Origin of the sequence: Paenibacillus cineris (assembly GCF_018333335.1) — a bacterium.
Taxonomy (GTDB): domain Bacteria; phylum Bacillota; class Bacilli; order Paenibacillales; family Paenibacillaceae; genus Paenibacillus_AQ; species Paenibacillus_AQ favisporus.
Window position 1 is genome coordinate 3775719 of the sequence record NZ_BORU01000001.1, and the last position, 12321, is coordinate 3788039.

Annotated in this window: 6 protein-coding genes; all 6 read right to left on the reverse strand. The window is 55.3% G+C overall.

Annotation, left to right across the window (positions count from 1 at the left end; genetic code table 11):
* Positions 1-345: 345 nt before the first annotated feature.
* Positions 346-2220, reverse strand: a complete 1875-nt coding sequence (locus tag KI379_RS17485) for an ABC transporter ATP-binding protein (protein ID WP_212984327.1) — start codon at positions 2218-2220, stop codon at positions 346-348.
* On the reverse strand, positions 2217-3989 hold the full coding sequence (locus KI379_RS17490) for an ABC transporter ATP-binding protein (RefSeq protein ID WP_212984328.1): 1773 nt from the start codon (positions 3987-3989) through the stop codon (positions 2217-2219). The genes KI379_RS17485 and KI379_RS17490 overlap by 4 nt, the downstream gene beginning before the upstream one ends.
* 552 nt (positions 3990-4541) lie before the next feature.
* Positions 4542-8213, reverse strand: a complete 3672-nt coding sequence (locus KI379_RS17495) for a dynamin family protein (RefSeq protein ID WP_212984329.1) — start codon at positions 8211-8213, stop codon at positions 4542-4544.
* A gap of 189 nt (positions 8214-8402) precedes the next feature.
* Positions 8403-8675 carry an NAD/NADP transhydrogenase alpha subunit gene (locus KI379_RS17500; RefSeq protein ID WP_076170940.1) on the reverse strand — a complete coding sequence of 91 codons (273 nt, stop codon included), beginning with the start codon at positions 8673-8675 and terminating at the stop codon, positions 8403-8405.
* A gap of 32 nt (positions 8676-8707) precedes the next feature.
* Entirely contained in the window at positions 8708-9382 is a 675-nt protein-coding gene (gene nth, locus KI379_RS17505; RefSeq protein ID WP_212984330.1) for an endonuclease III, read from the reverse strand.
* An 89-nt stretch (positions 9383-9471) separates the two neighbouring features.
* The gene (locus tag KI379_RS17510; RefSeq protein WP_212984331.1) at positions 9472-12207 is read right to left on the reverse strand and encodes an S-layer homology domain-containing protein; all 2736 of its coding nucleotides are present in this window, start codon (positions 12205-12207) and stop codon (positions 9472-9474) included.
* Positions 12208-12321: the final 114 nt, after the last annotated feature.

Sequence of the window (12321 nt, forward strand, 5' to 3'; positions counted from 1 at the left end):
GGCGACCGGGGAAAATATAATATCTCCAACGATGTACCTACGGAAGACAGTCCATTTTTATGCGGAAGTTTATCTTTCGGCCAGAACAATTCAGCTCGGCTGAAAGCCTATATAAGTTTTAAAAATGAATGATGATGGTAGCAAGTACGTAAAATGTTCCTACGATCTCTCTTGTTTTCGGATTTCTTGATTTTATGGAACCTACGTGAGGCAGAAAGCCAAAGCATATGCTTCCGATGTTAGCTTTCCTTTTGAAAGCTCTTAAGACCGCTTCGCTTCTTAGGAATCATTTTACTCCCTTGCTGGCATCGAATTCTTTAGGTCAACTTTTATATTATATCATCCTCAGACAAACCGGAACTGCGCTTCGATCAGACCATGGTACGTTCCCTGCTTCTGCATCAGTTCCTGGTGGTTGCCTTCCTCCTTGATCTCGCCGTGATCCAGTACGACGATTTTGTCCGCATGGCGGATCGTCGACAACCGGTGCGCGACGATAAAGGAAGTCCGGCCTTTCAGGAGCACCTTCAGCGCTTCCTGAATTTTCAGCTCGGTCTCCGTATCGATGCTGGCCGTCGCCTCATCAAGAATAAGAATGCGCGGATCGGCCAGAAGCGCCCGGGCGAAGGACAGCAGCTGCCGCTGCCCCATGGAGAGCATGTTCCCACGCTCCTCGACCTCCGTATCGTAACCGTTCGGCAGCTTCATAATAAATTCATGAGCGTCGACGGCCTTGGCTACTTCCTCGATCTCCTCGTCGGTCGCGTCCAACCGGCCAAAGCGAATGTTATCGCGGATCGTTCCCGAGAAAATGAACGTGTCCTGCAGCACGATTCCGATTTGGCTGCGGAGCGTATCCAGCTTCACGTCCCGGATGTCCAGACCGTCAATCGTAATTTTGCCCCCTGTTATATCATAGAACCGGCTGAGCAAATTAATGATTGTACTTTTTCCTGAACCGGTATGCCCGACGAGGGCGATCGTTTGACCTGCCTTGACGTCAAGGTTGATACCCTTGAGTGCCGGCCGGCCCTTCTCGTATTCGAACACGACGTTCTCCAGCTTGATGTCGCCGGTAATTTTCGGCATCGGCCGGGCATTCGGCTTGTCGTCGATATGCGGCTTCTCATCGATAAATTCGAAGATCCGCTCCGAGGAAGCCATCGCCACCAGCAGCTGATTGTACATTTGGCCGAGCCGGTTGATCGGCTCCCAGAAGTTGCCGACATAGCTGGAGAAGGCGACCAGGAGACCAACCGTCAGCTGGCCCTCCTGTATCAGGTAAGCCCCGAACCAGAACAGGATCAAGGTGCCGATGCCCCCTGTGATTTCGATCAGCGGGCCGAACCCTTGGTTCAGCGTGGACGCACGGTCCCACGACTTTTTGCTGTCCATGTTCATTTTGTCAAAAAACTTGATGTTCTCCTGCTCCTGTGTGTAAGCCTGCGTAACGCGGATCCCCTGGATCGATTCGTTCAAATGCGAGTTGATCCGGGAATTCTTCATGCGCACTTCCTGCCAGGCGCGGCGGATCTTGACCCGCAGCTTTGTGGAGATGAAAAACATGATCGGCACGGTCAGAACAACCGCAAGTCCGAGTTTCCAGTTGATCAGCATCAAAATGACCACGATCCCGACCAGCTGGACACAGTCGATCATCAGGTTGACGACACCGTTGGTGAACAGCTCCTGCAGGGAGTTGACGTCATTCGTGATACGCACGAGCACGGAGCCTGCCGGCCGCTTGTCAAAGAAGTTGAAGGACAGCTTCTGGATGTGCTGGAACAAATGCGAACGCAGGTCATAGATGACGCGCTGTCCGATAATGTTGGTCAGGCGGATCCGGTACGTACTCGCGATCCACTGAATAATGTAAAGAACAAGTGCCGCTGCCGTAAGCAGATACAAGAGCGTCAGGCTCGTATTACCGTCTTTCGGCGCGATCGCCTTGTCGATCGCCTGACTGGTCAGGAACGGAACGGTCAGTTTCGTAATCGTCCCCAGGACCATCATCAGCAGGACGAGCGGCAGCATTTGCTTGGCATAAGGCTTCATATAAGCGAACAGCCGGGTCAGCTGGGACCAGTTAAACGGCTTTTCGATGACTTCGTCATCCTGATACACAAAGCGTTCGCCGGTTACACCTGGCGTCTTCCCCTTCGGGTTGTTCTTATTTGCGGCTCCCGGCCGCTGTTTATTCGTTTCCGCTGCGGGATTCATGAGCTCACCTGCTCTCCTGCATTCCCATTCATCCGGGCAATGTGGTCTGCATATTGAATATGGTATACATCCTGGTAAGGGCCAGGCACCGTGATTAAATCTTCATGCTTGCCGCGCTGCACGATTTTGCCCTCGTTCAGCACGAGAATCTCGTCGGCATGCCGCAGGGAAGAGATCCGGTGGGCGATGATGAACGTCGTCCGTCCCTTCATAACTTCCTGGAAGCCCGACTGGATTTCGTGCTCGGTTTCCATGTCGACGGCGCTCGTCGCGTCATCGAGGATGAGGATCTTCGGATTTTTCAGCAGCGCGCGCGCAATCGCGATCCGCTGCTTCTGCCCTCCGGAGAGGCCCATGCCCCGTTCGCCGACCACCGTATCGTAACCGTCCGGCATTTCCATAATGAAATCGTGGGCTTTGGCCAGCTTGGCGGCCCGGATGATCTCGTCCATCGTTACGTCCTTCAGGCCGTAGGCGATGTTATTGCGGATGCTGGACGAGAACAGGAACGTCTCCTGGAACACCGACGCGATTTGGCTGCGCAGGCTCCGGACTTGAATATCATTAATGTTCTTGCCGTCCAGCTTGATGCTGCCGCTATTGACGTTATACGCATGCATCAGCAGCTGGATGATCGTCGATTTCCCTGATCCGGTTCCGCCGAGCAGGCCGATGACCGATCCTGGAGGCGCATCCAAATTAATGTCCTGGATGGCGGCCAACTTATTGCCATAAGCAAAGGTAACATGTTCAAAGGTGACATGCCCTTTCACTTCGTCGGAAGACAGAGCGACGGCATTGTCTTTATCCTTGACGTCAATCGGCTGGTTCAGGAGTTCGAGCACCCGCTCCCCCGAAGCTTCCGACTGCGTGTAGTTGTTGATGAGATAACCGATATTCCACATCGGTCCGATAATGTACCAGATCAAGCTGAAGAAGGCAACGAGCTCGCCCAGCGACAGCGATTGGTGAATGACCAGCGTGCCTCCGACACCGAGGAGCAGCACGACGCAGATGGACGCGAGAAGCTCCATGACCGGAAAGTAGCGGCTCCACAAACCCGAAGCGAAGATCTGGTTGTTTTTGTAGCGTTCGTTACGCACGGAAAACTTGTCGACTTCGTGAGGCTCACGCGCAAATGATTTGACCGTACGAACACCTGTAATGTTCTCTTGTACCGAAGTCGTCAGCGCACTCAGCGCCAGGCGCATTTCCTGGAACGCCGGGTGGATCTTGCCTTCGAACTTCAGGGCAACAAACACTAGGAACGGGATACTGATCATGGTAGCGAGCGTCAGCTGCCAGCTGATCGACAGCATCATGACCGCTCCGAACACAACCATGAGGATCGTGTTCAAAATTTGCGGGATGCCGAAGGCGATAAATTGCCGGATCGCTTCGAGATCCCCGGTCAGACGGGACATCAGGTCGCCGGTTCTGGCCGTGTCGTAATAGCGGAAAGACAAGACTTGCAGCTTCTCATAGCAGCCGTTACGCAAACGGTATGCCAGATAGTTCCCCAGTCTTCCGCCGAGCATGCCGCTTAGAAACTGCATGACGGCTTTAAGGGTGACGACACCGATGACGGTGAGCGCCAGAGCGGGAACGAGCTCAAAATGCCGCGGAACGATCGCTTCGTCGATCAACTTCCGGAGCAAATTCGGGGTAACAAGCCCCAGCGCAGTAGCTATGGCGAGGCAGAGTATAGATAAATAAAGAAAACTGCGCTTCGCCCAAAAAAAGCCCTGCATTTGCCTGAGAACATTCATGGTTCTCCTCCTTCGAGTCATGTGAATGCTTGAAAATCATTCGCGTAAGTTGTGAACATTTATGAAGTTTAACACCGTCTCTCAGAGGCGGCAAAGAGGATAACAGCGCATATTTTCGCCGCTTTGTCAATGGTTCGGCATTAACTGGATATAATCCGGGTTTACTTATCAAATCATGCCAAATCCTCTCAATCTCTGCGCTTCCCGATAAAAAGCCGGGTGGTGCTGTAAAAGCGCTTCCTGACTTGGGGGAAAGCTTCCATTTTTCGGTGTCCGAAACGGTCTTCAAGAGGTTAGCGGTACGGTCAGTACCTGGACTTGCCACCCCTACATATTGAAAATAAAAAAGCCCCTGTAACAGGGACTTCGGCATAGAAATTACCGGCTAGCCGGTGATGGAGTATTTAGCTAACATCATTCCAGTTTTGCATGAGTTTCTGATGAGAACGGTCCTTATTGACTGCTCTGTGGCCATCAGTACGACGAGCTAGGTCTCGAAACAGCTATCGACCAAACACGAATCGGTGTCCCGCTCCGTGACCGTGCGGTTTCCTAAGACGTCATTCGCTGTTCAATATGAAGCAGTTCGGCTGCGAGGGTATCCCACGTCTCCGGCCGTTCGCCCTGTTCCAGCGAGGCGGTCAGCGCATCGACCGTTTCCTTCAGCTGCTCCTGCAGGGCGCCGGCTTGCCTATGCTGGGCATCCCCCATCCGCTGCGCGTAAAAATCAGACAGCAGCCCTTCCTGCGCGGATACTTCGCGGCTCAGCGCTTCCTTGATCTGTTCTTCTACAGCCGAACGCATTTTTTCGCGTCCTCCGCCTTCAAAGAAAGCCTTCGGCGATTTAAAATATCCCCAGGCCGCGTTCCAGTCGACGATGCCTTCCAGCTGAACTTCCTTAAGCTCCGGCGTTTCCCACTCCTTTTCCTCCGGCGGATTCAGAACCAAACCGGCATCCAGTGCGGATATATCCTCTGTCGTCTGTACGGCGGCCGCATGCACGATTTGTTTGCCTTTGTTCTCCAATCGAAGCGTCGTGGCCAGCAGCTCCTGCTCCAGCTCACGGACGAGCGTCCGTTCCAGCTCGCGTCCGCACCCGGCAAACACCCGCTTCAGCTGACCCGCATCCTCACGCAGAACGGAAGGATGAAACGTTTCGTTAAAAAAGTCACCCATTCCGAAACCGATCCGCTGTCTGACGTGGAACAGCAGCTCTTTCGTTTCCTGTGCAATCAGGTTCCCCTGCTGCATTGAGGCAAACTGCCCGACAAGCCCCTTGGCCTGCTCGGCTGTCCGGACCAGCTCCTGCTTGCGCCGCTGCCTGCTGCCTGCATCCTGCCGGGACAGACGCGCCCATTCCTCCGCCCTTTTCCGCGCAGCCGACACCTCGGATGCGGCGGCTTTAAGGGACAGCTTGGGCAGCTCTTCCCCGGCGAAGACTCCGAGCGCATCCTCAAATGCGCCGATTCCCGATTGCGCCAGCATGGCTTCATCTCCGCCCAGCTTCGCCTCGAGCGCGGTCATGCTGGAGAGGGGGTAAATATGCGGCAGCCGGATGCCCCGGGCTTTCAGGTTGCCGTCCACATGCTTGACGACCTGCTCCAGCTCTTCCGGGGAAGCAGCCAGATCGGCCGCGTTGACGATGAAAAACATTTTATCGAGGGCAAAGCTGTCCTTCACCCGGCCGAGCTGGGTCAGGAACTGCCTGTCGCCCTTGGAAAACGCGTGATTATAATACGTTACAAAAACGATGGCGTCCGCCTGCTTCATATATTGGAACGTCACGCCGGTATGGCGGGCGTGCAGTGAGTCAGCCCCCGGCGTATCCACGAGCACGATTCCCTGCTCCGTCAACGGAGAGCTGTAATACAGATCAATCCGGTCGACAAAGCAAGATTTAGTCTCATCCGCTACAAAAGAGCGGTACTCCGGCATATCAACGGTCTGAACGCTGCCCAGCAGCGGTTTCGCCAGTTCCCAGCCCGCGGCGGCCGCCTTGAGAAATCCGTAATGCGGCAGGCCGGCCGGATGCACACCTTCCGGCTTCATGGAACGTACCGCCTCAAGCCAGCCGTCGCCTTCCGGCTTGCTGAGCTGGAGGATCGAGAAGGAATATGCCAAATCGTCCTGGAAGGCCTCGGCCGACTTCATTTGCACCCTGGCCGTCCCGTGCGCATACTCGCCCTTAGGCGCCAGGATGCGGTTGATCGCCGCTGTCGTCGGATGCGGCGAGACGGGCAGCACGCTGTCGCCAAGCAGAGCGTTGGCGAACGAAGACTTGCCGGCACTGAACGCGCCGAACAGTGCCATCGTGAACGAGCCGCCGGCCAGCGCCTCGGCTCGGCCCTCCAGCCCCCGCGCGGCGGAAGCCAGCGCGGGATGGCGCCCCAGCAGCGCAGCCGCTTCGCGCAGCTGCGCCGCGGCCGCGTCAAGCCGCTGGCGGCGGCCCTTGGCCGCGCCGCCCTGCGGCCCCGCCCCGCCATGCGGGGCGGGCTTCACAGCGGGCTCCGCCAGCGGCGCGCCCGCGTCTTCCCCGGCCGGCTGCACAGCCGGCCGGGTTGGGGCGCTCACCCGCGGCAGAGTGCCGGGGGTGAGCGCCTGGTGCGGCGGCAGCAGGCGCGCCGCCGCTTCCTTGCGCGCCGTGATGGCCGCTGCCAGCTCCGTGTAGCGGGCCATCGCGGCGGACTGCTCCTGCAGCGCGGCCAGCTCCTGCTGCGCGCGCTGCTTGGCGGGCGCGGCGGATGCCTCGACATCCGCCAGCATCTCTTCCGCCGCGTCCAGCGCAGCGCGGCGGTACAGCGCCTTGATTTCTGCCGACAGCTTGCGGCAGTAATTCAGCAGGTATTCGCCGGACAGCACCGCTCCCGGCTCCACCGTGCCCTCCAGCAGTTCCGGCCCGATGACCGGCATCCGATCGGCAAGCTGCTGATCGCGTTCCTCGTTCCAAATCCGGTGGGACTGTCCCCAGCGGCGCAGCAGCTCCTGAAGATGCCACCCGATCTGGGAGGCGCACTGCTCCCGCAGCGAAGACAGAAAGCCTTCCAAGCGCTCCTGCTTCTCCTGCTCCGTCTTCGCCCCGGCGAACAGAAAGCCCTTCTTGAAGCCCGGCTTGCGGCTTTCGAGAAACAGCTGCGCCCTGTCCCGCAGATCGGCCGGGGTCAGGTTGGCATTCTCGAGCAGTCCTTCCGCCTCACGGCGGACCGCTTCCCGCTCCAGCTGCCGGATATTCTCTAACCGGTCGATCTCCTCCCTGAGGGCGCCCATCTCCCGTTCCAGCTCCGCCGCCTTCTCCGCGCCGCCCATCTCCTGCAGCAGCTGCTCCATGTCCTCCTGCAGCGAATCGGCGAACTGCGCCGTATGCTGCTCGGCGATATGACGAGCGGAACAGTCGATGCTGTAAGACAATAGCGGTCCCCGCTGGGCGATCAGCTCCTGCACCAGGCCATCCAGCTGAGCCCGCTGGTTATACGGATGCTCCGGATTCTTCAGCGAGATAAACAGCAAATTCTCGTAATGCACCTGCCACCGCTTGAAAGCCGCCTCCACTTCCTGGCGGTAGGTATCAAAGGATAGCTCCCGCTCCCGGTGCTTATCGATTTGGTTGACGATCAGGTACAGCGGTTTGCCCCAATCCGACAGACTCTTGGCAAACACCAAATTGTTTTCGGACTGGACATGGTTATAGTCCATCACATACAGAACGACATCCGCCAAATGAAGCGCGGAGTGGGTCGCTTTTTGATGGCCGTCGTCCGTCGAATCCACCCCTGGTGTATCCATGAAGACGCCGTGCTCCCCAAGCAGAGGAACATGATCCCACACCTCCACCGATGAATAGTCACCACCGTTGGTGCAGTACTCGTACAGTTCCTTAAGCGAGACTTGAAGCGGGTCCGCGGTCTCTTTCGGGGCTTCATCCCCTGCACCTGCGGCCGGATAGATCAGGGCGCGCGGCTCGCCATTGCGGATGGAGACGACGTTGGCGCTGGTCGGCACCGGACCGGATGGAAGCACCTTTTGTCCGCATAAGGAATTGATCAGGCTGGATTTTCCCGCCGAGAAATGGCCGCAAAAGGCGATGGTCATTTCCCCGGCGTCTGCTTTATGTATTAAATCGTCGATGAGACTCGCCGATCTCGCATCGCCCCAAGCGGCAAGCTGCTCCTTCAGAGGCTGCAGCGCAATAGATCCTTGGCTAGCTGTAGTTTGGACAGTGAACGACATGCTGACTACTCTCCCTTGTGTCAATTGACCGAATGAGGCGGCTCATGACGCTTTTTGCCGAAAAACCCATTCAAATAGTTTTATTTTAACATTCCACCGATGGGTTGGAAATCACTTTGCCGGACAAAAAAAAATAAAACCGAATACCATTCGGTTTTATCCTGGGCCTTACGCTGCATATACAGGCCGTTAAATCGACGCGCTTTCCAGTTCCGGAATCAAAATTTCAAAGACTTTGCCGTGCTGCAAAATCGTCAAACCCCGGGACTTGTCCTTCATGACAACGACTTCAGGCTTAACGGACATCCGGTCCAGGTAATGCTCAGGCACGTCGCCCGAATGGCTCACCGTGATTCCTTCGACTTCCTTCTCTTCGTTTTCGCTCAGTTTGCTTTCCACAACCGCATCAAAAATATCGGAAAACATTTCAAAATTGTCTGTGTACACCGAAATGCATTTCATCTAAATCCCATCCTTCTCCATCTTTGTTCTTCCTATCCTGTATGTTCCTTATCTTTTCTGATTTGGGACGTCTTCATACGTTTTTTTCCTTCACGGCACACATCGAGCAGCGGACATATCTGACATTTCGGATTCTGTGCCTTGCAGTGATACCGGCCGAAGAAGATGAGCCTGTGGTGCGTGATCGTCCACTCATCCTTGGGCACCCGCTTCATCAGCTTTTTCTCCACTTCGAGCACCGAGTCCTTCCAGCCCGCCAGAGCAAGCCGCTTGGATACCCGCTCGACGTGCGTATCCACCGCAATCGCCGGAACGTCAAAAGCATTCGACACCACCACATTGGCCGTCTTGCGTCCTACGCCGGGAAGCTGTACCAGCTTGTCATGCTCTCGTGGAACCTCTCCGCCGTACTGTTCGATCAGAATGCGGCACAGATTGTGGATGTGCTTGGCTTTGTTCCGGTACAGGCCGATCCGGCGGATATCCTGTTCGAGCTCCTCCAAGGGAACCGAAACATAATCCTCAGGCGTTTTATACTTTTGAAAAAGATCCTTGGTTACCTTGTTTACCGTTTCGTCCGTACACTGGGCGGACAACAGAACCGCGATCGTCAGCTCGAACGCATTGCTGTGGTTTAATTCACAATGCGCATCAGGGAACATCGCTCCGATCGTGTCCAAAATATAGCGAACGGTTTCAGCCTTCATGCGAAGTACCTCCTGCAAAAAAAAACGTCCTGACGCGGGTAAGAACCCCGCATCAAGACGGTGTATCTTATGACCATTCCCAAAGCATACTATTGTTTCTGTATTTCTACAATCGTTCCATTGTTTAAATACAATACAATAGTATCATTTTCTTTCAGGGATTGCACGGTCAATATCGTGTCACCTTGGTGAATATATGCTCCAGGCGAAAGCGTGTATTGGTTGGCATCATTGACATTTTGCCGTTTCACATATATTTCCTTCGCATAACTGTCATATTTCCAGTAGGTCTGGGTCGTTACATTCAGCACCTTGACCACGGCATTGCCGCTTTCGTCCTTGCGGACTTCGACGCGGTTGCCCGCCGCCAGGTTCCCCAGGCTCAGCGCGCTGCCGGCGTCATTGACGATTTTCGACCCGGTTCCCAGCTTGAACGTTTCCGTCGTGCCGGCATAATCCTTCACCGTAATGCTTGGCGATGCCGCAGAAGAATCCACCGCCGTGATTTGGCCCGTCGTCAGCTTCACGATTTGTGCGGCAGCCGCGTTTGTTCCGTTAAACGTCACGTTGAGAATCTGTCCGGCACGAATATCCGCCAGCTCCACCGCCTGTCCGTTATCTCCTGTCAGTGCGGCTTTGTCCAGATAGAACTGGCTCGTCACGCCATCCTTCTTCACCGTAATTCGGCTGCTGGTATAGTTCATGTCCACGACTTCAAATTGAACCGTCGATTTCAATAGAATGGACGAAATGGCATCCTGCGTCGCATTCAGCACGAGGGCGACATCACTGCCGATCTTCACGTCGGACAGCGACGCGTTGCTCTTGCCGTATGCCTGTACAGCCGGATTACTGTAAGGCAGTACGAGTGTTTCCCCGCCAGGGGTGACCACAGTCATCTTCTTGGCAGCCGTATCGATCGCGGTTACCTTGCCGTCGTACTGGTAGATGACTTCAAGCGACAGCGCCCGGTTCGTCAGATAGCTGACGTTCACTTTACGGCCGGTCGTCAGCAGCGATTCGATGCCGGACAGCGTCGGATTGGCCGTGTTGTACACCAGCTTGGTTTTATCGTCAAGCGTCACAACGAACGGTTTTTTGTTGGCATCCATCAGCGTGAGCAGCTTCGTCTTCGGTTCATAGGATACGACCGAGGCTCCGCGTTTTTGCTCCATCTGGCGGTTCAGCACTTCGATTTTGGTTACCTGCTCGTCAGGATTCAGCGTAATTTGCACCTGGTCGCCGGCGGTGGAATCCGCGATCAGATCGCTAAGAAGCGGTGCGCTGATGCCGCTGATGACGATTTCCGGCTTGCTGGCAAGAAGCTTCACTTCAAGTGCTCCGCCGTCCCGCTTGTAGGTGATGGTCGAGCCGTTTGCTCCAACCTCATACAAGGATCCGCGGATCGTACGCTCCACTCCCTGTTTTAATTCAATGGATTGAATCATGTTGTTTCTGATCGTGTAATTAATGGTCGAGCCCGCTTTTAGTTCGGACGGAGACAGAATCTCATTCTGGTAACTGAAGAACGAGTTGGCATCCCAAGTGTAGCTCTCAAGATTGCCCGCGTCATTTTTGATAACGAGCGACTTGGTGGCCGTATCGATGCTCTGCAGCGTTCCGGTGCCCGTCTTGTTCACGATCCCCGATTTCACTTGAACGATGACCGTTTTCTTCGCGGAGCTGAACGTTTCACGAGATACCGATACCTTGCTGCCGACCGCGATGGCGGAAGGATCGATCTTCGCACCGTTCTGATCCAGGAACGTCGTGCCCGCATCATATGTAAACTGCTGGAACGTGCTGTTCGTTTCGATCCAGAGAATGTTCCCCGGAGACAGCTTCTGGAACGTTCCTTCCGTGCTTTCCAGTTGAACCGTTGGATCCGTCACTTCCACATACCCTGCCTTCGTCCCGCTGCCGATGACCATCACTTTGGTGTACGGCTTCAGTTCCGTAAAGGCAATCTTCGTTTCCGAATTCTTTGTAAAATATCCGGTTGTCGCATCAAGGGCGTAGCTCTTCACACTGCCGTCTACATACAAATCAAGCTTATTATCGCTCAGCCCGGTGATGATGCCTTCGGCGGAGTTGTCGTACTTAATGTTGTTGTAGGCTTCGGCCCGGCTGAAAAAGGTCGCCAGCTGGGCGCGCGTAACCGAACCTTGCGGATCAAAGCGGTTACCATCCACACCATTCGTCAATCCCAGCTCCAGTGCCACGTTCACAAAGCCGCGTTTTGAAGCGGAAATCTTGCCGTTATCGGCAAACGTCGTGGCCTTCGAGGCTGCTGCGGAAGCTTGGCTTTCCTTGCCCAGAGCGCGGACGAGCACTTCGGTGATCCACTCCCGGCTCGCCTTCCGCTCGCCCCAGGTTCCCTTTTGACCGGTGGCCGCGCTTTCGGACGCCTTGTTCAGCAGGCTTTGCTGGAAAGCGAGTGCAACGTATGGCTTGAAATAATTATTTACGACGACATTCTCCGGCAGCGCAACGGCTGTGTCCGTGCTCAGCTTGTTCTGAAGCCCGGCAAAACGGATCGCCATCGTAACAGCTTCCTGCTGGGTCACATAATCGTTTGGACGGAACAGCCCTTTATCACCGAGGATGATGCCTTGGGCAGCAAGCTTGTATATATGCTTCTCAGCCCAGAATCCGCTCTTGACGTCACTGAACTGGCCGGCGGAAGCTGCTGTTACACTTGCTCCGGTCGTCGCCGGGGTATCCGCGAATACGGCTGTGCCCGAGCTTAATGCCATCATACCGACCAGGACGGCGGAGACGACTTTTTTAGAAGGTAAGGAATGATTGCTGCGTTTCTGAACCATGATAGTGCCCCTCTCTGAAATAAATAGAAAGAACTAAAGCGGAGGCGCCCGTTCCCCAGGAATCATAGCTCCCACAAAGGATGCGCGACGCTCCAACTTTAGTTCGATACTATC

Bases quoted from the DNA above. Each gene is read 5' to 3' on its own strand.
- nth (WP_212984330.1), bottom strand. From the start codon at position 9,382: ATGAAGGCTGAAACCGTTCGCTATATTTTGGACACGATCGGAGCGATG.
- KI379_RS17495 (WP_212984329.1), bottom strand. From the start codon at position 8,213: ATGTCGTTCACTGTCCAAACTACAGCTAGCCAAGGATCTATTGCGCTG.
- KI379_RS17510 (WP_212984331.1), bottom strand. From the start codon at position 12,207: ATGGTTCAGAAACGCAGCAATCATTCCTTACCTTCTAAAAAAGTCGTC.
- KI379_RS17500 (WP_076170940.1), bottom strand. From the start codon at position 8,675: ATGAAATGCATTTCGGTGTACACAGACAATTTTGAAATGTTTTCCGAT.
- KI379_RS17490 (WP_212984328.1), bottom strand. From the start codon at position 3,989: ATGAATGTTCTCAGGCAAATGCAGGGCTTTTTTTGGGCGAAGCGCAGT.
- KI379_RS17485 (WP_212984327.1), bottom strand. From the start codon at position 2,220: ATGAATCCCGCAGCGGAAACGAATAAACAGCGGCCGGGAGCCGCAAAT.